General features: G+C 48.5%; 21 protein-coding genes. 11 read left to right on the top strand and 10 right to left on the bottom strand.

The window, feature by feature from the left end; all coding sequences use genetic code 11:
- The first annotated feature begins 2 nt into the window (after window positions 1-2).
- From kdpA to ACTHMC_RS00250, 9 genes are all read left to right on the top strand, one after another.
- A complete protein-coding gene (kdpA, locus tag ACTHMC_RS00290; protein WP_440409826.1) occupies window positions 3-1718 on the top strand; it encodes a potassium-transporting ATPase subunit KdpA in 1716 nt (571 codons plus the stop codon).
- 18 nt (window positions 1719-1736) lie between these two features.
- Window positions 1737-3788: a potassium-transporting ATPase subunit KdpB gene (kdpB, locus tag ACTHMC_RS00285; protein WP_440409824.1), complete on the top strand. Its 2052-nt coding sequence runs from the start codon at window positions 1737-1739 to the stop codon at window positions 3786-3788.
- A gap of 18 nt (window positions 3789-3806) precedes the next feature.
- Window positions 3807-4370, top strand: coding sequence for a K(+)-transporting ATPase subunit C (locus ACTHMC_RS00280; RefSeq protein ID WP_440409822.1), 564 nt, complete (start codon window positions 3807-3809; stop codon window positions 4368-4370).
- 24 nt (window positions 4371-4394) lie between these two features.
- Window positions 4395-5480 carry a porin gene (locus tag ACTHMC_RS00275; RefSeq protein WP_440409820.1) on the top strand — a complete coding sequence of 362 codons (1086 nt, stop codon included), beginning with the start codon at window positions 4395-4397 and terminating at the stop codon, window positions 5478-5480.
- Between the two features lie 36 nt (window positions 5481-5516).
- Window positions 5517-6629, top strand: a complete 1113-nt coding sequence (locus ACTHMC_RS00270; protein ID WP_440409819.1) for a sensor protein KdpD — start codon at window positions 5517-5519, stop codon at window positions 6627-6629.
- A gap of 1 nt (window position 6630) precedes the next feature.
- Entirely contained in the window at window positions 6631-8322 is a 1692-nt protein-coding gene (locus tag ACTHMC_RS00265) for an ATP-binding protein (protein WP_440409817.1), read from the top strand.
- A gap of 110 nt (window positions 8323-8432) precedes the next feature.
- Window positions 8433-8903: a DUF6265 family protein gene (locus ACTHMC_RS00260; protein WP_440409815.1), complete on the top strand. Its 471-nt coding sequence runs from the start codon at window positions 8433-8435 to the stop codon at window positions 8901-8903.
- A gap of 110 nt (window positions 8904-9013) precedes the next feature.
- Window positions 9014-10123 (top strand): family 20 glycosylhydrolase, encoded by a 1110-nt coding sequence (locus tag ACTHMC_RS00255; RefSeq protein ID WP_440409813.1) that lies wholly within the window; start codon window positions 9014-9016, stop codon window positions 10121-10123.
- Window positions 10124-10142: 19 nt separating this feature from the next.
- Entirely contained in the window at window positions 10143-11339 is a 1197-nt protein-coding gene (locus ACTHMC_RS00250) for a DUF5009 domain-containing protein (protein WP_440409811.1), read from the top strand.
- A gap of 5 nt (window positions 11340-11344) precedes the next feature.
- Here ACTHMC_RS00250 and ACTHMC_RS00245 read toward each other — a convergent pair whose 3' ends face one another.
- The 8 genes from ACTHMC_RS00245 to ACTHMC_RS00210 form a co-directional block, all read right to left on the bottom strand.
- Complete coding sequence (locus ACTHMC_RS00245; RefSeq protein WP_440409810.1) at window positions 11345-12952, bottom strand: PepSY domain-containing protein; 1608 nt, start codon at window positions 12950-12952, stop codon at window positions 11345-11347.
- A gap of 1 nt (window position 12953) precedes the next feature.
- Window positions 12954-15272, bottom strand: a complete 2319-nt coding sequence (locus ACTHMC_RS00240) for a TonB-dependent receptor (RefSeq protein ID WP_440409809.1) — start codon at window positions 15270-15272, stop codon at window positions 12954-12956.
- Between the two features lie 109 nt (window positions 15273-15381).
- On the bottom strand, window positions 15382-15753 hold the full coding sequence (locus ACTHMC_RS00235) for a hypothetical protein (RefSeq protein WP_440409807.1): 372 nt from the start codon (window positions 15751-15753) through the stop codon (window positions 15382-15384).
- Window positions 15754-15858: 105 nt separating this feature from the next.
- Window positions 15859-16188 (bottom strand): cupredoxin domain-containing protein, encoded by a 330-nt coding sequence (locus ACTHMC_RS00230; protein WP_440409805.1) that lies wholly within the window; start codon window positions 16186-16188, stop codon window positions 15859-15861.
- A 2-nt stretch (window positions 16189-16190) separates the two neighbouring features.
- Window positions 16191-16694, bottom strand: coding sequence for an anthrone oxygenase family protein (locus ACTHMC_RS00225; RefSeq protein ID WP_440409803.1), 504 nt, complete (start codon window positions 16692-16694; stop codon window positions 16191-16193).
- A gap of 220 nt (window positions 16695-16914) precedes the next feature.
- Window positions 16915-17736 (bottom strand): DUF6597 domain-containing transcriptional factor, encoded by an 822-nt coding sequence (locus ACTHMC_RS00220; RefSeq protein ID WP_440409801.1) that lies wholly within the window; start codon window positions 17734-17736, stop codon window positions 16915-16917.
- A 97-nt stretch (window positions 17737-17833) separates the two neighbouring features.
- Window positions 17834-19240 carry an MBL fold metallo-hydrolase gene (locus ACTHMC_RS00215; RefSeq protein ID WP_440409799.1) on the bottom strand — a complete coding sequence of 469 codons (1407 nt, stop codon included), beginning with the start codon at window positions 19238-19240 and terminating at the stop codon, window positions 17834-17836.
- A gap of 91 nt (window positions 19241-19331) precedes the next feature.
- Window positions 19332-19964, bottom strand: a complete 633-nt coding sequence (locus tag ACTHMC_RS00210; protein WP_440409797.1) for a Crp/Fnr family transcriptional regulator — start codon at window positions 19962-19964, stop codon at window positions 19332-19334.
- A 114-nt stretch (window positions 19965-20078) separates the two neighbouring features.
- Between ACTHMC_RS00210 and rmuC the strand changes: the two genes are divergently transcribed.
- Window positions 20079-21473: a DNA recombination protein RmuC gene (gene rmuC, locus ACTHMC_RS00205; RefSeq protein WP_440409795.1), complete on the top strand. Its 1395-nt coding sequence runs from the start codon at window positions 20079-20081 to the stop codon at window positions 21471-21473.
- Between the two features lie 142 nt (window positions 21474-21615).
- Complete coding sequence (locus ACTHMC_RS00200) at window positions 21616-22200, top strand: dihydrofolate reductase family protein (protein ID WP_440409793.1); 585 nt, start codon at window positions 21616-21618, stop codon at window positions 22198-22200.
- Here the strand turns inward: ACTHMC_RS00200 and ACTHMC_RS00195 are convergent, their stop codons facing one another.
- Both ACTHMC_RS00195 and ACTHMC_RS00190 read right to left on the bottom strand, forming a co-directional pair.
- On the bottom strand, window positions 22201-23016 hold the full coding sequence (locus tag ACTHMC_RS00195; protein ID WP_440409791.1) for a sterol desaturase family protein: 816 nt from the start codon (window positions 23014-23016) through the stop codon (window positions 22201-22203).
- A gap of 66 nt (window positions 23017-23082) precedes the next feature.
- Window positions 23083-23751 carry a Crp/Fnr family transcriptional regulator gene (locus ACTHMC_RS00190; protein ID WP_440409789.1) on the bottom strand — a complete coding sequence of 223 codons (669 nt, stop codon included), beginning with the start codon at window positions 23749-23751 and terminating at the stop codon, window positions 23083-23085.
- Between the last annotated feature and the right edge of the window lie 27 nt (window positions 23752-23778).

Below are 23778 nucleotides of genomic sequence, written 5' to 3'. Positions count from 1 at the left end.
AAATGAACACAGAGTTATTCGGAGTGATCGTTACTTTTCTTCTCACCATATTGCTGGCATTCCCGCTGGGGAAATATATTGTCCGGGTATTTAAGGGAGAGCGTACGATCACAGACTTTATGAATCCGCTGGAGAGGATCATCTATCGCTTCAGTGGTATTGACCCTAACAAAAAAATGAACTGGAAGGAGTTTCTGAAAGCGATGCTGGGCATCAACCTGCTGTGGCTGGTGTATGCATTCTTTCTGCTGCGCTTTCAGGGACATCTTCCCATGAACCCCGATGGTAATCCGGATCAGACGCCTGATCTGGCTTTCAATACGGCTATCAGTTTTCTGGTGAACTGTAATCTGCAGCACTACTCGGGAGAGTCGGGTGCCACTTACCTTACGCAGACTTTTGTACTGATGTTCTTACAGTTTGTGAGTGCAGCTACCGGTATTGCAGCTTTGATAGGAGTATGTAACGGATTGAAAGAACGTACGACTAATAATCTGGGAAACTTCTGGGCCATTTTCACAAAATCCATCACCAGGTTACTGCTGCCATTGTCGCTGATCATGGCGTTGGTGCTGGCTTTCAATGGAACGCCGGCGAGTTATGATGGAAAGGATTCCGTTGTTACGTTGCAGGGTGATTCAGTGCAGGTGTCGCGCGGGCCTGCTGCCGGATTCATTGCTATCAAACACCTGGGCACCAATGGGGGAGGTTACTTTGGCGCCAACTCCACGCACCCCCTGGAAAACCCGAACTACCTCACTAATATGATGGAAGTGATGGCACAGGTGATCATACCTGTGGCATTGATCTTTGCGCTTGGGTTTTATATCAACAGAAAGAAGCTGGCGTATGTGATCTTCGGAGTGATGACGGTGGGCGTGCTTTGTCTGGTGATTCCCACCATGCATTGGGAGATGAGTGGTAATCCGGAGATCACGAAGATGGGGATTACCCAGACCGCCGGTGCGATGGAAGGAAAGGAGGTGAGGTTTGGTGCAGCCGCTTCTGCATACTGGAGTATCATGACCACGGTGATCTCAACAGGTTCGGTGAATGCGATGCATGACAGTACCATGCCGCTTTCAGGAATGATGCAGATGCTGGCGATGATGATCAATGCATTTTATGGAGGATGTGGAGTGGGAATTCTGAACTACCTCATCTACCTTATTATCGCGGTATTCATATCCGGACTGATGGTGGGAAGGACCCCGGAATTCCTGGGCCATAAAGTGGAAGCGCGGGAAGTGAAGATCGCGGCGATGGTGACATTGTTGTCAGCCTTCCTGGTGAAAGGCGGAACTGCGCTGGCAGCCTATCTCTTTGCCACGCATGCGGGGGGCGACTGGGCCGTAAAGCCGGAGAACTGGCTGAACAATCCCGGCTACCACGGCTTCTCTGAAATACTGTACGAGTTCACTTCTTCCAATGCCAATAATGGCAGCGGATTTGAAGGACTTGGTGATAACAATATCTTCTGGAATGTATCTACTGGTATCATTCTTCTGCTGAGCAGGTTCATTCCTATTATCGGGCCTGTTGCCATCATTGGCTTACTTGCTAACAAGAAATACATTCCTGCTTCAGGCGGTACGCTGAGAACTGACTCCGTAACATTTGGTGCGGTCACTTTTGCGGTGATCATCATCATCAATGCGCTGAGCTTTTTCCCTGCACTGGCGCTGGGACCGCTGGCAGAATACTTCAGTATCCGATAATGATTAAACAGGTGAACAATGAAAACAGGTAATCAAAATAAATTATTCCCCCGGGAGTTGATGGGCACTGCACTGAAGCAGGCCTTCATCAAACTCAATCCGGTAATTATGTTCCGCAACCCGGTGATGTTCACTGTGGAAGTGGGTACAGCCATCATGGTAGCCGTTTGTTGCTGGATTTCGGCTGGTGAGAATTCACAGGGCAGTTTTGCTTACAATATAACGGTTACGGCTATACTTTTTATAACACTGCTCTTTGCCAATTTTGCGGAGGCGATTGCGGAAGCAAGGGGTAAGGCGCAGGCGGATAGTCTGCGTAAGACAAGAGAGGATACTCTGGCTAAGAAGATTGAGCCGGTAGGCGGGATCCATACCAATGAGATCAAGATGATCCGTTCTTCCCAGCTGAGAAAAGGTGATCTTTTTGTCTGCGAGGCAGGGGATATGATCCCGATGGACGGAGAGATCATCGAAGGAATTGCAACGGTGGATGAAAGTGCCATCACAGGAGAGTCTGCACCGGTGATCCGCGAATCGGGGGGTGACAAATCTTCTGTGACCGGCGGTACCAAAGTTTTGTCAGATCGCATTGTGGTACGTGTGACTACGGAACCGGGAGAGAGCTTCCTGGATAAAATGATTGCGCTGGTAGAAGGAGCCTCCCGTCAGAAGACGCCGAATGAGATTGCGTTGACCATCCTGCTGGCCAGCTTCACGCTGATCTTCGTGATCGTGTGCGTAACGCTGAAACCTTTTGCAGACTATGCAAATACGAGTATTACCATTGCGGCATTCATCTCTCTTTTTGTATGTCTGATCCCCACTACAATTGGAGGCTTGCTGTCTGCCATCGGTATTGCGGGAATGGACAGGGCACTGCGGGCCAACGTGATCACCAAGAGTGGTAAGGCAGTGGAAACGGCGGGAGACCTGGACACATTGTTACTCGATAAGACTGGCACCATTACTATCGGTAATCGTAAAGCCACTAATTTCTGGCCTGCTGATGGAGTGGAGATCAACAGCTTCATCGAATCATGCGTGTGGAGCTCACTGGCGGATGAAACTCCGGAAGGCAAGAGTATCATCGAGCTGGCTAACAGTAAGGGTGTGAAAGCGCCGCATGCAACCGGTGATGTGAAGTTTGTTGGCTTCACGGCTGAAACGCGCAGCAGTGGTGTAGACAAGGCGGATGGAACAAAGATCCGGAAAGGCGCCTTTGATGCTATCAAAAGGATGGCTGTGCAGAATAATATCTCCGTTCCTGCTGAAACGGAAAGGAAGGTGCAGGAGATAGCGATGAATGGCGGTACGCCACTGGTTGTAAGTATCAACGGCAGAGTGACCGGTACTATTGAGTTGCAGGATATTATCAAACCGGGTATTCAGGAACGCTTTGATCGACTGCGTAAGATGGGCGTGAAAACCGTGATGGTGACCGGTGATAACCCGCTTACTGCAAAATACATCGCACATAAGGCCGGTGTGGATGATTTCATTGCGGAAGCCAGGCCGGAAGACAAGATGCAGTACATCAAAAAAGAACAGCAGAGCGGTAAGCTGGTTGCCATGATGGGAGATGGCACCAATGATGCGCCGGCACTGGCGCAGGCTGATGTGGGTGTTGCCATGAACAGTGGTACGCAGGCCGCCAAAGAAGCGGGCAATATGGTGGACCTGGATAATGACCCTACCAAACTCATCGAGATCGTGGAGATCGGTAAGCAATTGCTGATGACGCGTGGTACGCTCACTACCTTTTCCATTGCCAATGATGTGGCCAAGTATTTCGCTATTGTTCCTGCACTCTTCATCACCAGTATTCCTGCATTGCAGCACCTGAATATCATGCACCTCACCAGTCCTGAGAGCGCAATTCTCTCAGCTGTGATCTTCAATGCCATTATCATTCCGATGCTGATCCCGCTGGCATTGCGTGGCGTGAGATACAAACCCATCGGCGCGAATGCGCTGTTGCGCAGGAACCTGCTGATCTATGGTGTTGGTGGCATCATTGTACCATTCATTGGTATCAAACTGATTGACCTGGTGCTGACGCTCTTTATGTAAACGAATAAAAAAAGCACAATGAAAAAATATTTATTGCCTTCGATTAAGATGACCCTTATCATGATCCTGTTACTGGCGGTCCTCTATCCCATTTCGATAGCGCTGCTTTCTAAACTGGCTCCCGGTGGAGGAAAGGGGCAGACGGTTACTGTAAATGGTAACGTTGTGGGGTATGCGAGAATCGGACAAAAATTCACTCAAGATAAATACTTCCAGTCAAGGCCCTCAGCAGTGGATTACAATGCTGCCGGCTCAGCGGGCTCCAACAAAGGACCGGCCAATCCTGATTACCTGAAAACGGTGCAGGACAGGATCGATACATTCCTTGTGCACAATCCGGGTATCGACAAGTCACAGGTACCTGCTGAACTGGTAACGGCTTCCGGAAGCGGACTTGATCCCCATTTGACGCCGGCTGCTGCCAAAATACAGGTGAAGCGGATCGCAGCTATCAGAAAGCTGGATGAATCAAGCCTGAATATCCTGGTTGATCAATATACGGATGGCCCGCTGCTGGGCATGTTTGGTCCTTCAACCGTGAACCTGCTGGCACTGAATATCGCATTGGATAAAATGAAATAGAACAATTACAAACTACAAACGACAATGAAAAAGATTATGATGGCAACAGCACTGGCAGGCGGTTTTGGGCTGCAGGCTGTTGCGCAGGATTCAACTAAGAGCAATCCCTTTACTGTGAGTGGTTATGCAGAAGCCTATTATGTGTATGATGTGAACAGGCCATTGAATAATACACGCCCCGGTTTTATTTACAGCCACAACCGAGTGAATGAAGTGAATGTGAATCTCGCATTCCTGAAAGGAAGCTACAACAATGACCGCCTGCGTGCAAACCTGGCCATTGGCGCAGGCACTTACATGAATGCGAATATGGCGGCTGAGCCCGGCGTGCTTAAAAATATCTATGAAGTCAATGCAGGTGTGAAACTATCGAAGACCGCCAACCTCTGGCTGGATGCAGGTATCATGCCTTCGCATATCGGTTTTGAAAGCGCCATCGGAAAAGATAACTGGACGCTTACGCGAAGCATCGTGGCTGAAAATTCGCCTTACTATGAGGCTGGCGCTAAACTGGGTTTTACCAGTAAGAATGAGAAATGGTACCTGGCTGCCATGTACCTGAATGGCTGGCAGCGCATTCAGCGGGTGGATGGGAATTCCACGCCAGCCTTCGGAACACAGATAACCTATAAGCCATTATCTTCTGTAACGCTTAACTACAGCACGTTTGCGGGCAATGACAAACCAGACAGTGTGCGGCTGATGCGCTACTATCATAATGTGTATGGCATATTCAATCTTACGGAGAAGCTGGGTCTTACTGCCGGTTTTGATTATGGAATGGAGCAAAAGAGAAAAGGTAGCAGTGATTTCAACAATTGGTTCACCGGTGTGCTGATCCTGAAATATGCAGTGGATGAGAGCAATAGTTTTGCTGTGAGAGGCGAGTATTACCAGGATGAACATGGTGTGATCATTGCCACTGGTACACCGGAAGGATTCAAAACTTTCGGATGGAGTGTGAACTACGACAGGCAGTTGTTCCGCAATGCAGTGTGGAGGCTTGAAATACGCTCTCTGCATGGTAAAGAAGCTTATTTTGACAAGAGAAATACTGATCCTGTTACTTCCAGTCCTATGGTGGCCACTGCCATTGCCTTGAGCTTTTAAAACAAGAAAAATTGATAACAGTACAATCCTTCGATCATGCCTGAGGTACAACATTTTTTAGACCTGATCAGGCAGAGCCGTCGCGGTAAGTTCAAGATCTATATCGGTATGAGCGCCGGTGTGGGCAAGACCTTCCGGATGCTCCAGGAGGCGCATACCCTGCTCCGCAACGGAGTGGATGTAAAGATCGGATATATCGAAACCCATAACCGGAAAGAAACCCACGACCTGTTACCCGGCTTACCTGTGATACCGCGCAGCAGCATCTTCTATAAAGGCAAGGAGCTGGAGGAAATGGATGTACAGGCCATTCTCAATCTCAGGCCGGAAGTGGTGATAGTGGATGAACTGGCGCATACCAATGTGGAGGGAAGCAAGAACGAAAAGCGATGGCAGGATGTACTGGAGATCCTCAATGCCGGCATCAATGTGGTGAGCGCAGTGAATATTCAACATATCGAAAGTCTCAATGAAGCAGTGAAAGAGATCACGGGCGTTGAAGTAACGGAACGTGTGCCAGACAACGTATTGCAGATGGCAGATGAAGTAGTGAATATAGACCTGACAGCTGATGAACTGATCACCCGTCTCCGGGAAGGGAAGATCTATACCAACGACAAGATCCAGACTGCGCTCACCAATTTTTTTCAAAGTGAAAAGATCCTTCAGCTGCGGGAGCTGGCCCTGAAAGAAGTGGCTTCACAGGTGGAAGGTAAGATCGAAAGGGAGTTGCCTGGTATCGGTAACGGCCGTTCTGAGCGCTTCCTGGCCTGTATCAGCAGCAATCACAGTATCGCCAGGATGGTGATCCGGAAAACGGCCAGGCTGGCTGCTTACTATAATTCCCGCTGGTATGTACTGTATGTGCAAACACCGCGGGAGGCGGGCGACAGGATCGGGCTGGCCGAACAGCGGCACCTTATCAATAACTTCAAACTGGCCACAGAACTGGGGGGAGAGGTGGTCAGGCTGGAACACCGGAATATTGCCAAAGGGATCATCGAGGTGGCCGAACAGAAAAAAGTGACCACTATCTGTATCGGTAAACCGCACCTGAGCATCTGGAACGTGATCCTCAATACCGCTGTGTTCAATCAATTGCTGACCAAACTGGCTGCCGCTGACATCGATGTTGTAATTTTATCATAAGATGCGACTAAAAACAAAATTAACGCTGGGCATAGGATTTCTCTTCCTGGTGATTATTGTGTTCGGTGTCTTTGGTATCATCTCCATTTTCAGACTCAAAAGTGATGCCGACAAAGTACTGAAGAACAATTACGAAACCCTGGTGTACAATAACAATATGCTCAAAGCACTGGAGCACCTGCGGGCAGACTCGCTGGCCTTCCGCCTTTTTGAGAGCAACCTGGTATTGCAGGAAAAGAATATCACGGAGCCCGGTGAAAAAGATGGTACGCTGCAGGTACGTCAGTACTTTGAACAATTGCGGATCAATCGCAATGATTCAGTAGCGATGGCTGGCATTCGTCAAAGTATCCAGCTGGTGAATGACCTGAACCAGGAAGCCATTCTGCGCAAGAATGAAGCTGCCCGCGAAAGTGCCGGCAGTGCCGCCACCTGGATGACCATCATTTTCACAGTGCTTGCATTGATAGCTTTCACCCTGGTAGTGAATTTTCCCGGTGTGATCAGCAATCCTATCCGCCAGTTGGCTTCCGGTATCAGCGCCATTGCCGATAAGAATTATTCGAGAAGAATACATCTGAGTCAGAAAGACGAGTTCGGCGATCTGGCCAACGCCTTCAATGTGATGGCGGGAAAGCTGGATGAGTATGAACACAGCAATCTGGCCCGCATCAAATTTGAAAAGAGCCGTATTGAAGCAGTGATCAATAATATGCGCGATGCCATTATCGGATTTGATGAGAACAAGAATATACTCTTCATGAACTCTGTAGCAGAATCGCTGACCGGCCTGCGTGAAAAGGAAGTAGCAGGAAAATACGCACCGGACCTGGCTTTGCGAAATGATCTCATGCGCACGCTGTTGCAGGATGCACAGCGGTCTGAACTGGAGATATTTGCCGACGGCAAGAAAAGTTATTTCGTGAATGAAAGAATTGAAGTGAGGAATGAAGAAGAGCGGATCGGTGATGTGATAGTGCTGCGGAACATCACTCCCTTTCATGAACTGGACGAAGCGAAAACAAATTTCATTGCCACTGTTTCGCATGAGCTCAAAACGCCGATATCGAGTATCAAGATGAGTGCAAGCCTGATGGATGATCCGCGTATAGGGGAAATGAATAAGGAGCAGCAGGAACTTTTATCCGGCATCCGGGATGATGCTGACAGGTTACTGAAGATCACCAGTGAACTGCTCAATATGAGCCAGGTGGAAACAGGTAATATTCAGCTGAAGCTGCATGCCGCCAGCCCTGAAAGCATTGTGCAGCAGGCGGTGCAGGCCGTGCAGTTCCAGGCGCAGCAGAAACAGGTGAGCATCAGAACACAGAACGGTCCGGCATTACCTGCTGTGCTGGCCGATACGGAAAAGACCAGTTGGGTGATGATCAATTTCCTGACGAACGCCATCCGGTACGCACCGGAAGGATCCGTGATTGAAGTGTCAACAATTTTGAAGGCGGGAAAAGTTTCGTTTGCTGTGAAAGATCATGGCATTGGCATCGACGAAAAATACCTGCCGAGGATCTTCGAACGGTATTATAAAGTACCGGGCAACTACGAGAAGAGCGGAACCGGCCTTGGGCTCGCTATTTCACGTGAGTTCATAGAAGCGCAGGGCGGAACTATCTGGGTGGAAAGCCGGATAGGAGAGGGAAGCCGTTTTGGCTTTGATTTTCCGGCCATTGACTAATGATCAGGGTGCTCCCTATATATATGCAGTGCCCAGTCACTCGCTCACCGCGCGAATGACTGCCAGCTGCAAAACAATTTGTAACTTCAGGATACATCAAACATCCTTACATGAAGCAGCTGCTCCCATTTATCACGCTCATTGTGGTAACAATTGCCGGCTATGCACAGAATGTTACTGCCAGTCCTGAAAATCTTAAAAAGCTCGATTGGCTGGAAGGCACCTGGGTAAGACAGGATATGAAGCCCAACAGGTCCGGCACCGAAAGATGGATCAAAGTTTCTCCTATTGAATGGCAGGGCTGGGGCGTTTCCATGAAAGGCAGTGATACTGCTTTTGTAGAGAAGCTGCGCATTGTAGCAAAAGACAACTATATCTTCTACGTGGCTGATGTGAAAGGAAATAAGGATGTGGTGTATTTTCAGTTCGTTTCACTTGACGAAGATCATTTCGTGTGCGAAAACCCCGATCATGATTTTCCAAAACGGATCGAGTATCATCGCAAAGGAAACCAGCTACAGGCCTCGGTTTCGGGTAATGGAAAAACATTGCCTTATCTCTTTCTTAAAAAAACTCCCTGATTTTTTTCATTACATACTGCTGATTTTAATTACAGAATTGCCAGTTGAGATACATGTATAGATATATGTTGTCTGGCAATTTTTTATTAAATTCAACCTTTATGACTGTTATGAGAAAAATCACCCTGACGCCTGCTTTGCTTTTGCTAACGATCGTTTGCAGCCTTTCATCGATGGCCCAATCCGGAATTGATACGCTATTGCCCGTTCGCGGGCTTTGTATAGCAGCTCCACAGAAATCCGGTCTGGAAGAATTCACTACTTTCATTACAAAGGAACTGGCTCCCCGCCAGGTAAATACGCTGATCCTCCGCGTTGATTATAATTATGAATATGAGTCGCACCCGGAATTGAGAAACAGCGTTGCGCTGAGCAAGGCCGACATCAAGAAACTGGTAGCTGCATGCCGTGCGTCCAAGATCCGGCTTATTCCGCAGGTGAACCTGCTTGGGCATCAGTCCTGGGCTACTACGCTGGAAAGCCTGCTGCGTGTGTATCCCCAGTTTGATGAAACGCCGCATGTGAAAATGCCGGAGAAATATGTATGGCCTAACCCTGATGGACTCTATTGCAAAAGTTATTGTCCCCTGCATCCTGAAGTGCATAAGATCGTATTTGATCTGGTAGATGAGATCTGCGATGTATTTGAATCTGATGCTTATCATGCCGGAATGGATGAAGTGTTCTATATCGGCGATGATAAATGTCCCCGCTGCAGCGGACGTGATAAAGCCGAGCTCTTCGCTAATGAAGTAAGAAAGATCCGTGATCATCTTGCAGCTAAAAAGAGAGAGCTTTGGATCTGGGGCGATCGCCTCATCGATGGCAAAACTACCGGCATCGGCATGTGGGAGGGAAGTTTCAACAATACGCACCGCGCTATCGACCTGATACCAAAGGATGTTTTTATCTGCGACTGGCATTATGAGCGCCCCGATAAAACGCCTGTGATCTTTGCCGGGAAAGGATTGCGTGTAGCTACCTGTCCCTGGAGAACACCATCGCATGCACTGGTGCAGCTGAATGATATGGTGAGTTACAGGAAACAGTCCACCCCTGAAATGAAAGCAAACTTCCAGGGTATGATCCAGACGGTATGGTCGCCGGCCCAGTCTTTCCTGGATGAATTCTATGGCAGGAAGAAAAATGAAACAGCTGGTACGAATACACAGGCTGCCTGTTTCCGTGCATTATTCGATGCCATCAAGGAGGTGAAATAACCACTACAAACCCATAAACATGTCCACCGCTCCTGCTACTCCTTTGCGGATATCCAGTATCGATATCCTGCGCGCACTTACCATGGTGCTCATGATCTTCGTGAACGATCTCTGGTCATTGAAAGATATTCCAGGCTGGCTGGAACATACCGCTGCTGCGGAAGACGGCATGGGGCTGGCTGATATCGTATTCCCTGCCTTCCTTTTTATTGTAGGCATGTCTGCCCCCCTGGCTATTGCGGCCAGAAGAAAGAAGGGAGATAACAATCAGCAGATCTTTTTACATATCCTGGAGCGTGGTGCAGCATTGCTGGTAATGGGACTGTTCCTGGTAAATGGCGAATCGCTGAATGCGGAAGCTACAGGCATCAACAGGGGAATATGGAATGTGCTGAGCTGTCTTTCTTTTATCGCACTCTGGAATGCCTGGCCGAAAGATACCAATCCCTGGGTGAAAAGAATACTGAAAACTGCAGGCATTGGTGTACTGCTGGTGCTGGCATTTATCTGCCGGAGCGGATCAGGAGATCATATGCAAAGATTCGCCACACATTGGTGGGGTATACTTGGATTGATCGGATGGGCCTATATGGCAGGCGCCATCCTGGTAATGCTGGCAGAGAAAAAGATTGTGGTGCTCTGGATCTTCTGGGCAATATTCACCGGTATCTGTATTGCGTCTCATGCAGGATTGCTGGAGAATGAGATCATACAAACACTCATCGGCCCATTGGGCTCCGGCGGTCACGTTGCGCTGGTGGTTGGGGGTGCTATCACCACTACCATCTTCTTTCATTATTACCAGTTGAATCAGCATGCAAAAATGATGAGCTTCCTGTTGGCAATTGCTGCTGCGATGCTGGCGCTGGGTTTTGCCTTACGTCCTTACTGGGGGATTTCCAAGATCAGGGTTACACCCAGCTGGGTACTGATCTGCAGCGGCATCACTATCGTAACATTCGTAGTGGTGAACTGGATTGCCGATCAGAAAGGAAAAGCAGGATGGTTCGATTTTATCAAGCCGGCAGGGACCAATACCTTGCTGTGTTATCTCATACCTTATTTCGTATATGCGATAGCGGTAGCTACGGGATGGTCCCTGCCGGATGTATTACTTACCGGTGCTGTAGGACTGCTGAAGTCGCTTGCCTTTGCATTGCTGATCGTTTCCATCGGCGGACTTCTTGGCAGGCTGGGTGTGAAATTGAAACTGTAACCAGGTTAACGCCTGATCCATCTGTAAAACAAAAACAATCCTACCAGTACCATGATCACCTGCAAACCCGCAGCGATCATGGTACTGATGTCTCTGGCAGATTTACCGGCCCAGTCCATGAAATGGTGCTTGTGCAGCAATGCAAAACTGTAGCCTTCAAACAGGTCTTTGTCCGTTATATAGGCAGCACATTTTCCGGTACTGGTTTCAACATAATACCGTTCATTGCTTTTGCTGGCATAACTTATCTTCCATACCGGTAATCTTTTGTTGATGAAGCCATATTCACCGGCAAATTTGGTGATACGTTCTTTTTGGGTGATATCTCCTGCTGCATGTCCGCTGAAATTACTGACGAGAGAAACTGCATGTTGCTCATCTCCGTTTGGTAATATTGTGTAATCAGTAGCATTGATATAAAATAGCTTTTTGCTTTTACTGCTCACTCTCCAGTAGAGTGCAGCATGGACCTTTGCTATCGAAATATCATTGATGGCTTCTGAAGGGATGGCGGCTTGAAGCCTGCTGTAGTCAAGGCTTACAGAAGATGCCCGGATCTCATTACTGGTATTGTCCGCAATGGGGTCTGGTGTATTTAGTTTCTCCAGTGCGTGCAGACCACCACTGAAAGTGAACATCAGTGTGAAAACACAGGCAACCAGTGAAACGATCCTATGTCTCCTTCTTGCTTTGGCCATAGGTTGTGTTCCCTTCTTTGTTTTGGTAATGAAGAAAATATACAATCCCATGCAGGTGGAAAGAAAGGCAAGGGAAGTGATCAGTCCCATCAGCAGGTATTTGAACTTGCCGGAGAAGCTGAGCCATTCCCAGGTATGGCACCAGGCAAAAAAAGTATCGAATGTTGCGCGCCGGTTATCCATTACAAATGCAAAGCGGTCCTGGGTGGTTTCCACGTATACCCTGATGCCGTCAGCTCTGTCGAACTGAACTTTGTAAACGGGCAGGAGCCGGTTCACGTATTTGTATTCTCCATCAAAGTTATTGACGATCTCTACGCTCTGCACCAGACTGCCGCTGGTGTCTGCGAGTACGCAACTGGTGGCTTCGTCACAGCAATCGTGGGAAGCTGTTTCTGAAGCCAGGGGAGCAGTCGCTCGCGTCCCCGCGAGTGACGAATATTCCGTTGCCTCCGGCGACACGGTGTTCGCCTGAGGCGAACCAATAGAAGTCACTCGCGGGGATGCGAGCGACTGGGCACTTCGTACACTTTCCGGTTGCCCCTGCAGAAAGAGCTTGGCGATGTATTGCGCGTAAAGTTTATCGCCGTTGCGTAGTTCCTTTCCGTTCTTCGCACTGATGTAGATGGGCGGTTTGGCATTCTTCAACTGAAGCTGGTAGAACCAGTTGGTATCGATATGGATGAGCCGTACATTATGGAATTCTTCGATGTTGTTCAGCCGGAGCGCTTCCTGTAAGGGTATTTCCAGTGCTGTACTGTCGATGCTTTCTGTTTGCAGTGACTGTGTTGCTACCTGTGGTTTGATAGTGGTCATCATCGGATGCATGAGGCCACTGACAGCCCATAGTAACACGGGAATGGCGATGATCAGACTACTGATGCGGTGCCATTTATAGATATTCTTTCTGATCATGCTATTTCTTTTTCGCAGTAAACGTATAAGCGATGCCGATATTGAAAGCCTGTGGATTGCCTACGGTATATGCATAACCAAATGCGCTCTTAGTGGTATTGATACTATAATAGCTGTCTGTGAGGTTGATCACATTGCACCACAGTTCCAGCGCCTTCCATTCATATCCTGCGCGGAGATTGAGCAGGTTGAACCCCGGATCGCGGACTGTGTTCTGGGGATCCATCCAGTATGCGCCGTTGTGCTGCCATTCAATTCCGGTACGAAGACCGGGGCACCATTTGGGCTTGTACATGAGCTCTGCATTACCGGTGAAGGCAGGAGCGCCATTCATGGTCTTGCCATTGTAGGAAATATCCTTTTCGGCATAATTCACAAAACGATGGGTGGAACTGGCACCACTGAAACGCATCATCCATTCTTTGGTGGGGCGGAGTGTGAGCCCGTATTCCACACCCTGGTGTTTTGTTTTACCTGCGTTGGCATTACCTGAGCTGCCATCATCAAAACGGATACTGATGATCTCATTGGTGCCCTGCAGATAATAAATACTCCAGTCTGCATATATCTTTCCCTGCAACAGGCTGAGCCAGCCACCCGCTTCATAATTGTAAAAGGTCTGCGGCTTGAGGTCGGGTACTTTTACACCGTTGAAGAGCTCAGTAACCTGTGGCGCCACAAAACCTTCGCTGTAGTTGGCGTAGAGTCCGATTGCTTTGAGTGGCTGCCAGGTGAGACCAGCCTTTGGTGTAAAGCGTTTGTAGGTTTCTGTTGTATTGGGTGATCCACTGAATGCAGAAGGGGGCAGGTAATTCCGGAATGCCAGTCTGAACAGGTCAAAGCGCAGTCCGCCTGTGAGGCGAAGGTTCTCCGTGAGCCTGTACTCAAGCTGTGTGAATGCTGCAGCATTGCGGATATTGGTGTAATAATTACTTAAGAGGCTGTCTTTTCTCTCTGTGTAGCTGAGGTACCTGCGTGTGTCAGGGTCCTGCTGTATGCGTATGTAATTGGCGTTATAGGTAGATGGACTTAGGTCTACACTGAGGCCGCTTACAGTGTTGAGTTTGTTTGCCAGCCATTGTTGCTGGTGGGTAGCCACCACTGCATAGCTATTGAAAGAGTTGTCGTTAAGCTCTCCGTGAGCGAGTGACTTGTTCCCTGTAAAGCCAGCTCCTGCACGCCTGTAATCATCCTTTATACGGTAAGATGGATTCTGTGCTACGGAATTATCACGGTAGATCAGGGCGATGCTGGAATTACTTCCATTATTCCACTTATGATCAAGCTGCGCTTTGAGGCGGAGAGCATTTACCTTTCTCCAGGTAAATGTTTGTGGCGTGCTGTAGTCCTTGTTGCGGAATGCGGCGCTGTCGAGGCTGCCGCGCATATCACTGTAATAATCCAGGGCAGTGAGTGAAACGATGAGTCTGGTTTTTTCAGAAACGAGGTAGTCGGCTCGGAGTGTGCCGGTATATTTTTTGAAATCGCTCCTTTCCAGCACTCCATTGTTGTTCTGTGCAAAGTATCCGTTGAATGAGATCCCCAGTTTGCCGAAACTGGCGCCCGTGCTGATGTCTGCACGACTGTATCCGGTGTTGTTTCCCTGGAGGCTGACCCTTGCCATCGGCTCTACGGGAGCGGCCTTGGTGATGAAATTGATAGCGCCTCCGATGGCTTCTGCGCCATACATGCTGGAGCTGGGACCCCGGATGATCTCGATATTCTTAACGGCGGTCATATTCACTTCCAGTAATGCATTGTGATTGAACACGCCGGTGGTGCGGATGGGAATGCCGTCTTCCAGGTAAAGGTAGAGGCCTTTGGTGCTCATGGGTTGACGGATGCTCATCATATGTTGTTCGTTGCCGAGGTTCACCATGAATACACCTGGTGTTTTGTTGATGAGCTGATCGATGGTGGTGGCCTTAGTGTCGTGAATGGTGAGAGCGCTGATGCTGCTGATGGCAACGGGGGCTGCATTGCGCTGCTGTACCTGCCTGTTGGCGGTAACGATCACCTGCTGCATACCGGTTGCCTGTGGTTCAAGCAGAATGATCTGTAATGTCTTGTTGAGATCGATGGTTCTTTCTGCATAACCGATGCCGGTCACCTTGCAGGAGCTGGCGATATTGCTGATAGTGATCTCACCTTTGTCATTGGCCACGAATATTTTTCCATCTGCAGTGGTGATGGTAGCTCCGGGAATAACTTCACGGGTTGTTTTATCTGCAATCCTGATGGTAATGGTCTCCTGTGCGCATAAGGGGGCTGTTGCTGCTGTCAACAGAGTTGTCAGCAACAGGCAAAACAATTTGTGCATTGTTCAGAGAATTGTGCGCAGTAGCACAGTTCCTGCATGTATGCAGGACATAGCAGTACTGCACAGGTTGAAACTGGAAATTGTTGTAATGGAACTGAAGTATGAAAGCTTAAGCGCCGGGAGGATGGAAGAAGTCTTCTGCAAAATCAACGGGTTTGCCGTTGTTGGTGTGGATGTGAGGAGTAACAGGTTCAATGGTCTTTGAAATGAATACCGGGTAGAAAGAACGCGAAGAAACCACTTCCTGTTTATTCTCGCCTTTTGACTCTGGATTTCTTTGTTCTTTCTTTTCCGCTGCCTTCAGTTTTTTTGCCAGCAAACAGTGGCCATCGCAATGAAGCTGAGGCTGGTAGCGATTTTCGCAAAGATTCTTTGCAATATAATCCTGGTTGCGGTAGAAGTCAATCACAATCATCACCTTGTGAAAGGTTTGAACCGAAATGGCGAAGAGAAGCAATATGGCGGCGAACTTTTTGAGCATGACCTTTGCCGGTGATGCACAAAATTACAGGTTAAATGTTGAGTTCTATAATGATCGTAACAAATTATTTTGTCTTTTCCCTTTGTGACCAATGGACCTGATCACTCATTCCTTTACCTCCACGAGTCCTTTCATGCCCATGATCCGGTGAGGCTGGCAGTAGTATTTGTAAGCCCCCGTCTTCGTGAACACCAGGGCATAGTACTGGCCTTTTTCCAGCATATTGCTTTTGAAGCTGCCGTCATTGGCTACTACATTGTGCCCGCCACCACTTTCATTCATCCATATAACGGTATCACCTATACTGACTTCAATTTTGGAAGGAACGAACTTCATTCCTTTCATGGTGATGGTTTTTGAAACAGGTTTATGTTGAGGCCTGGAAGCGGAAATACCTGCGAGTAGGATAATAGTAAGAATGATGATTCTGAGCATGGTTATTTTTTGAAGGTATGGATACAGGCATAGATGCTGAGCGCGGCTGCAATCACATTGGCAACAGTGCGGATGGTGTGCAGCTTGTTCCAGCCTGGCTCAAAGGCTGCGCGGATAGCGGCCAGGGAATCTGCAGAAGCACCGTTGAGATCTGCTTTTGCAAGTGCTTCATTCAGGGGAACATTGCCGCCGATGGTAACTCCAAATACAGCAATGATATAAACGATAGCAGCAACCAGCATCCAGATCCATGCATTACTACCCTGTTTGAATAAAAGCACAGTAGCGAGCGGCAGCAGAAAGACCGGAACTACAAATGTGAACAGGAAAACAGGATTGAGGATACTGACATTGATATGCTGAAAAGATTGGAGGTAGCCGGCATCGGGCAGCCTGGTGAGACCGGGAATGATGGCTACGGAAAAGCTGAACATCAGGCCGGCGATGAGGCCGGTCAGTAAAGTGCCTGCGGCAGAAATAAGGTTGGTGAAAGTGAGCATGTCCATATCGGTTTGTTTACAGGGCAAAGCTAGAAAGGGGAAGTCCGGCCACATTGAACAAATCCGACATTAGTGAAGGAAGCAAGGTGTGCCCACAATAACGGGGTGAGCCCAGTCGCTCGCGTCCCCGCGAGTAACTTCTATTTGCTCGCCTCTGGCGGGTTCAGCGTTCGCCGGAGGCGAACAAATATTCCTCACTCGCCAGAGGCGAGCAGGTGCTCTCCGATTACCGGATCAGCATCAGTGAAACCTGCTCCGCATTCTCTTTGGAGTTGAACTCTGCGGGAGAAAATCCCGTAAATTGTTTGAAGGCCCTGATAAAATGCGACTGGTCCGCATATCCATTGTTAAAGGCGATATCGGACATCTTCTCGTAATTCCCGGCGCGCAACTGCTGTAAGCTGGCCTGGAAGCGGCATACACGGGAGAAGAGTTTGGCAGAGATGCCAACATATTGTTCAAACCTTCTTTCAAAGGTCCTTTCCGTAATGAAGAGGGATTGCTGCAATTGTTTCAGGTTCACATCGCCATTTGATTGCATCAGCTGGATCACGGCATTCTGAACAATAGTGTCGTGTGTGATCTTCTTATTATAGATAATATCGCTGAGGTATTTATCGATTTGCGCATACATACCGCCAGGGTCCAATATGTCTTCCATTTTCTGCACCAGTTCTTTTCCTTCGGGGCCGGACAGCAGGAGCAGGTCAACGCAGTCATCCGTGATCTCACTGGCGTTGAAACCGAAAAGGATCTTCATCACATGCGGATAAAAAATAACGCCAGCCATGCGGAAATCGCCACCTGTCTGCATTTTGTTGAGGTGGGTTGTTTGTCCGTATAAAAAGAAAGACGACAGCTTTTTGGCGCCATCATTCCAGAACAACCCGCGGTCAGTCTGGTGAAACACCAGGCCGGGGCATCCGTCTGCAATGGCTCCCAATGTCAGCGCACCGGCACCTTCTGCCGACCAGAATGCCTGCACATATTGTTGCAGGTGAGGAGGTGGGAGCGAAGAATGGAAACGTACAGGTGGCGTGGGCTGCATACTTACTGATAAAAGATGCAATGAAGATAATCAAAAAAGAAACCGGTACGGAGTATCTCATCCATAACCGGTTGTGTTTAGGGCTATGCAACTATTTTCAGAGCGTAGGTTGGCCCGCAGTGAGGGGGAAGCGGCCATCTTCTTTGATAGCACTGAATCCTCCACGCACATCGGTAAGGTGCTCAAAACCACGGGCGCGGAGAACAGACAGGAAGATCATGGATCTGTAACCTCCGGCGCAATGCACGATATATCTTTTATCGCGGTCCAGGGAAGCGATTTCTTTATTGATCTCATCCAGCGGAATATTGGTGGCATTCTCCACATGCATCAACCGGTATTCGCCCGGGCGGCGCACATCCAGCACTTCCACATCAGCATGATGAAGCAGTCCGGCAACAGTGGACGGGGCCACACTGAGAATATGATCGGTTTCTTTACCGGCATCATGCCAGCTGGCGAAACCACCCTTGAGAAATCCGATGGTATTATCATAACCCACCCGCGCAAGGCGTGTGATCACTTCTTCTTCACGGCCTTCATCGGTGATCAGCAGAATGGGTTGCTGGATATCTGGCACCAGCGCGCCCACCCAGGGAGCGAAATTGCCATCGATACCGATATTGATGGAGTTGGGAACAAACCCTTTTGCGAATACCTGCGGATCCCTGGTGTCGAGCAGGAGAGCGCCGGTTTCATTGGCCGCTGCTTCAAATGCATCTGGTGTGAAGGCCACTTTGCCGCGTTGCATCACCAGGTCCAGGCTGTCGTACCCTTCCTTGTTCATCTTTACATTGTGCGGAAAATAACCGGGAGGTGTGGTGAGCCCATCGGTAACTTCGTGAACGAACTCGTTTTCGGTCATACTTGTACGTAAGGCATAGTTGGTCAGCTTCTGATGGCCGAGGGTATCGGTGGTTTCGCGGGCCATATTCTTGCCACAGGCGCTGCCGGCGCCATGAGCGGGATATACAACCAGGTGATCGGGCAACGGTACGATCTTATTGCGCAGTGAATGATAGAGAATGGCAGCCAGTTCTTCTTTTGTTTTGTTGGCTGCTTTCTGTGCCAGGTCCGGGCGGCCAACATCACCAATAAAGAGTGTGTCGCCGGAAAAAAGGGCAACAGGATTTCCTGTTTCATCTTTCAGCAGGAAGCAACAGCTTTCCATGGTATGACCGGGTGTATGGAGTAGTTCAAAACTTACATTACCCACTTTGAAAACCTGTCCATCCTCCCCTGTGATGGCTTCGAACCCGGGCTCTGCGCCGGGCCCATAAACGATCTTTGCACCCGTTTTTTTCGCTAGATCAAGATGACCGGAAACGAAGTCTGCATGGAAATGGGTTTCAAACACATATTTGATCACGGCCCCGTCAGCTTCGGCTTTCTGAAGATAGGGAGCTACTTCTCTCAGTGGATCGATCACTACGGCTTCGCCATTGCTTTCGATATAATAAGCGCCATGTGCCAGGCAACCAGTATAGATCTGTTCAATTTTCATATAGAGCGATTGAAAGGTGATTCAAATGAGGATAATCCCCATCTGCTGCTACAAATATGGTAAAGTCAGATCTGCTGAAAGTTGACGCAGGTCAGTCGTTCTCCTGATTTCTGCTAACCGGCCTGGGCTTGTTCTTTGTACGGGCACTGCGGACGCGGCTGAGTGTTTCTTCCGTCATGTTGAGGAAGGAGGCGATATATTTTCCCGGAACACGGTTCACCAGTTCGGGCCTTGTGTTGAGGAAATGTTCGTAACGCTTGGCGGCATTGGGGATGCGGCAGATGATGGCGCGTTGCTGGGCATCGTAATAATATCTTTCCAGCAGCTTCCTGCCTACCGTGTTGAATTCAGGGTAAGTATCATAAAGGTATTGTATACCCGAAGTTGGCATAATGATGAGCTCACAGTGCTCCAGTGTTTTCATGTTCTCTCCAACCGCTTCAATATCCAGCAGGTTCTGAATGGAAGTAACCACTTCACCTTCACGGCAGATCCAGGTGGTGATCTCTTTTCCATCTTCTATAATGAAGCCGCGCACCATTCCTCTCTTAATGAAATAATAGTGCTCGCATACTTCACCTGCTTCAAGAAGTATCTTACCTCTTGCTATCTTTTTTTCTGAACAGTTTTTTTTAATATACTCAGCAATCTCATCTTTGATGGGATGCAACGACTGTATAAAGTCGATCAATTGCTGGCTTCCGCCCGTTAACTTGGTTGCCATATTTATGTGAAGAAATCTCTGTTTTGAGGGTTATTACCGGGCAATATACATGGTCTGTATTATTTCTAAAAAAAAAAGGTGACATTTGGTTTATTCTATACCAAAGAATCTACTATGAACTTACTAATCCTGGTGGGTATTTTGGCTTTTGCATTCGGTTGCATCCTTACATACCTGCTTTCAAAAAGCAAAGCCGCTTCGCAAATTGCGGTATTGAATACCCGCTTAGGGTCAGAGCAACAACAGCTTGCTACTGCAAATCAACAACTTCAGCAAACAGCTATAACTATCAGTGACCTGAATCAGAAACTCAGCCAGGGAAGGGAGGACAGCATAAGGCTGAGCACGCAGTATAAAGAGTTACAACAACGATTGCAGGAGCAAAAGGAATTCATGGACCGCGCCAATGAAAGCATGAAGGCTACCTTCCATCAGCTTTCGGCCGAAGCGCTCAAACATAACAATGAGAGTTTTGTGTCACTGGCAAAGTCTACCCTGGAAACGCAGGTCACAGAAGCCAAAGGTGACCTGGATAAAAAACAACAGGCCATCGATGCACTGGTGAAACCATTAACGGAAAGTCTTGGCAAGTTCGATACCAAGATCAATGAACTGGAAAAAGTGCGCATGGAGCAACATGGCCAGATCAACCAGTACATACAGGGCGTTCAGCTGATGACCGAAGCATTGCAGAAAGAAACACATAACCTGGTAACTGCTTTGAAAACATCGCATACACGTGGACGTTATGGAGAAATAGCATTGAGGCGTGTTGTGGAATTTGCCGGCATGACCGAGCATTGCGATTTTGAAGAACAGGTGTCCGTTACCAGTGCAGAAGGGACCCTTCGTCCTGATATGATCATCAGGCTTCCGGACAATAAACTGATTGTGGTGGATTCAAAAGTACCGCTCACTTCCTATATGCGGGCTTTTGAAACCGAGCATGAAGAAGAAAGGAAACTGTTCATGACCCAGCATGCGCAGGCCGTTCGTGATCACCTGAAGAACCTTAGTGCAAAAGCATACTGGAGCCAGTTCAGCGATTCTCCCGATTATGTGGTGCTGTACATGCAGATCGAATCTTCTTTCGGTGCAGCACTGGCTGCGGACCCCACACTGATTGAAGATGCCATCCGCAATAAAGTGATCTTTGCCACACCTACAACATTGATCACCCTGCTGAAAACGGTTGGCTTTGTATGGCAGCAGGTGCGCATCACAGAGAATATTGAAGAGATGCGTGGCGCAGGAGTTGAGCTGTATAACAGAACTGCCACCCTGCTGGGGCATTTCAGTAATATCGGCAACAGTCTCAACTCCGCCGTGAAGCACTATAACAATGCCGTGAGCTCACTGGAAAGCCGCTTCATTCCACAGGCGAGGAAACTGCAGGCCCTCAGTGGCACTTTCAGCAGCAAGGAAGTACCCGTTGTGGAACCGGTGGAACTGAATGTAAGAGCCGTTGCGGAAATGATGATCGAAAACAATAATAATCCCATCTCCTGATATGACCTGCTGCCGGTAGAATAGAACTGCCGCAAAATGCCCCTCATTTGTCTGTTTCACACCCGCTTTTGACGGGATGAGCCCGGTATTTTTGTATCGTGGAAAGAACTGTTTCTGATCCCCGTACTGAAAATTATCCGGCATGCGCAAAGTGATCGTTTCAATGAATATTACCCTGGATGGCTATATGGCTGGTCCTAACGGGGAGCTCGACTGGCACTTCGAATGCTGGGATGCGCAGATGGGGCGCAGGCTTTCCGATGAACTTAGCCGGGCTGATACCATCCTGCTGGGCAGGGTCACTTACCTGGCCATGTCTGATTTCTGGCCGCAGAAGACCTGCAACCCTCTTTGCGGCCGTGAAGAATATGCATATGCCGTGATGATGAACCATCACCAGAAAGCAGTATTCAGCAGAAGACTGAAAGAAGTTGGATGGAGCAATACTGTAATTCTGAAAGATGATATAGAGGAAGGCATGAAGAAGCTGCGTGAACCATCGGATGACCACTACAAGAATATCATTGTGTATGGAAGCGGACGGCTGGTCACTGCTTTGATAAAGCTGGAAATGATAGATGAGTACCAGTTGTATGTACATCCGGTACTCATCGGAAAAGGAAAGCCTTTCTTTGGAAAATATTTTGACCAGCAGGACCTTCAGTTACTTTCCACCACTACATTCCCTTCAGGTGTGGTACTGCTGCATTACCAGGTATTGCGTTGATCAGGCTCTCTTGGCAACGGGCTCCGCTACAACTTTAACGGGAACGGATGCTGCACCGAATCGTTGCTCCTGGATCTTATCATACTCCTTCACATAGTCCGGATTCTCTGTACCGCACATACGATCCCACCAGCGGAAGTACAATCCGTAATTTCCTTTGAACTTGCTATGGTGCAGGTTGTGATGCACGGATGTATTGATGATCTCAAAGAGGAAGGATTTTCTCAGTCCTTTGGGCATGATCTCGTAACCCAGATGACCATACACATTGATAAGGAATGCCACGATGGTGAACCAGAGGATACTGATGGCATGCATAGGCAATACAAATACCAGAACTGCCAGTACACCGCCTTCAGCCACTGCCTCGATCACGTGGAAAGAGTAGGAGGTCCAGGGGCTTGGATTGGTGGATTTGTGGTGAACCAGGTGTGTATGCTTGAATATTTTCGGATGATGCATCAGGCGGTGGAACCAGTAGAAATAAGTGTCGTGGATGATGAGGGCCAGGGCTACACTGACGGGGATCCACCAAACGGGGAAGTCCGATACGTTATCATACACCTGTGTGTACTGGCGGATAGGAGTAGCTACCAGTGCCACAATGATGAGAGTGAAAACGAAAGTGGATTGCATCGAGTGCCAGATCTCTCTCCAGAAATCCTTCTTTGCCGCCTGGCGCTGCTGGATCTTTAAATGCTTCACCCTGTTGTTGAAGAGCAGGTAGAAGAGCAGGAAAGGAATGCCTGCCAGTATGAAATAACGAACGGCGGAGATGCCGAAGATTTCGAGGACTATTTTGATGAATTGTTCCATGGCTATACCGAATATTTTGATAAAACAAATTTATCGGGAGCTAGCCTCAGGAACGGTTAACAAAAGTTAATTAAGCTTTTTCTGTTGCTGGATCCTTTTGCGGATGCGGCTCAGGCTCACAGGAGTGACGCCCAGCATGGATGCCAGGTGTTTGTCGGGCACACGGTTCACAATATTGAACCGGTCGGAGATCAGCTTCTGATAGCGTTCTTCGGGTGAAAGGAATACGAAAGATTCGATCATATCGAGGGTCTCTGAAAGCATACGCAGCAGAAAAAAATTGCGGAGAGGTTCAAATTTGGGTTGCTCCCGCATGATCTTGTCGAGTGTATCATAATCCACTTCCAGCAGGGTGCAGTCTTCCAGGGCACGGTATATGAACCTCGAAGGTCTGTAGTTGATGATGGTATCATGAGAAGCGATGAACTGCCCTTCCCACCTGATATACAGGGTTGCCTCATCTCCATTGTCTTTTACGGCATAGGCACGCATTACACCCTTTTCAATGAATGCCAGCTTACGGCTTTTGTCGCCAATGGGGATGTACACCTGGTTATTGGTCAGGCTTACGGTCCGGGCGGTGCTGAAGAGCGGGGTGGTCTCTTCGGCGTTAAGCCCTGTCAGTTTTTGCAGGAATTCCTGCAGGATCTCTATGGCTGCAGTATTTAAGTTCATGGGCGCAATATACCCCTTATTGGCCGCAGTTGCCCCTCCTGCATCTAAGAATAGCTGCATAAGTTTGTGATGTCAACAATTGGAAAT

Origin of the sequence: Pseudobacter sp. (genome assembly GCF_051955275.1) — a bacterium.
Lineage (GTDB): Bacteria > Bacteroidota > Bacteroidia > Chitinophagales > Chitinophagaceae > Pseudobacter.
This window is presented reverse-complemented; position numbering and strand designations above follow the sequence as displayed.

Coding starts and splice junctions, on each gene's coding strand:
- ACTHMC_RS00200 (WP_440409793.1), top strand. CDS start 21,616: ATGCGCAAAGTGATCGTTTCAATGAATATTACCCTGGATGGCTATATG.
- ACTHMC_RS00270 (WP_440409819.1), top strand. CDS start 5,517: ATGCCTGAGGTACAACATTTTTTAGACCTGATCAGGCAGAGCCGTCGC.
- rmuC (WP_440409795.1), top strand. CDS start 20,079: ATGAACTTACTAATCCTGGTGGGTATTTTGGCTTTTGCATTCGGTTGC.
- ACTHMC_RS00280 (WP_440409822.1), top strand. CDS start 3,807: ATGAAAAAATATTTATTGCCTTCGATTAAGATGACCCTTATCATGATC.
- kdpA (WP_440409826.1), top strand. CDS start 3: ATGAACACAGAGTTATTCGGAGTGATCGTTACTTTTCTTCTCACCATA.
- ACTHMC_RS00230 (WP_440409805.1), bottom strand. CDS start 16,188: ATGCTCAGAATCATCATTCTTACTATTATCCTACTCGCAGGTATTTCC.
- ACTHMC_RS00245 (WP_440409810.1), bottom strand. CDS start 12,952: ATGATCAGAAAGAATATCTATAAATGGCACCGCATCAGTAGTCTGATC.
- ACTHMC_RS00190 (WP_440409789.1), bottom strand. CDS start 23,751: ATGCAGCTATTCTTAGATGCAGGAGGGGCAACTGCGGCCAATAAGGGG.
- ACTHMC_RS00260 (WP_440409815.1), top strand. CDS start 8,433: ATGAAGCAGCTGCTCCCATTTATCACGCTCATTGTGGTAACAATTGCC.
- ACTHMC_RS00255 (WP_440409813.1), top strand. CDS start 9,014: ATGAGAAAAATCACCCTGACGCCTGCTTTGCTTTTGCTAACGATCGTT.
- ACTHMC_RS00225 (WP_440409803.1), bottom strand. CDS start 16,694: ATGGACATGCTCACTTTCACCAACCTTATTTCTGCCGCAGGCACTTTA.
- ACTHMC_RS00240 (WP_440409809.1), bottom strand. CDS start 15,272: ATGCACAAATTGTTTTGCCTGTTGCTGACAACTCTGTTGACAGCAGCA.
- ACTHMC_RS00210 (WP_440409797.1), bottom strand. CDS start 19,964: ATGGCAACCAAGTTAACGGGCGGAAGCCAGCAATTGATCGACTTTATA.
- ACTHMC_RS00265 (WP_440409817.1), top strand. CDS start 6,631: ATGCGACTAAAAACAAAATTAACGCTGGGCATAGGATTTCTCTTCCTG.
- kdpB (WP_440409824.1), top strand. CDS start 1,737: ATGAAAACAGGTAATCAAAATAAATTATTCCCCCGGGAGTTGATGGGC.
- ACTHMC_RS00215 (WP_440409799.1), bottom strand. CDS start 19,240: ATGAAAATTGAACAGATCTATACTGGTTGCCTGGCACATGGCGCTTAT.
- ACTHMC_RS00235 (WP_440409807.1), bottom strand. CDS start 15,753: ATGCTCAAAAAGTTCGCCGCCATATTGCTTCTCTTCGCCATTTCGGTT.
- ACTHMC_RS00195 (WP_440409791.1), bottom strand. CDS start 23,016: ATGGAACAATTCATCAAAATAGTCCTCGAAATCTTCGGCATCTCCGCC.
- ACTHMC_RS00220 (WP_440409801.1), bottom strand. CDS start 17,736: ATGCAGCCCACGCCACCTGTACGTTTCCATTCTTCGCTCCCACCTCCT.
- ACTHMC_RS00250 (WP_440409811.1), top strand. CDS start 10,143: ATGTCCACCGCTCCTGCTACTCCTTTGCGGATATCCAGTATCGATATC.
- ACTHMC_RS00275 (WP_440409820.1), top strand. CDS start 4,395: ATGAAAAAGATTATGATGGCAACAGCACTGGCAGGCGGTTTTGGGCTG.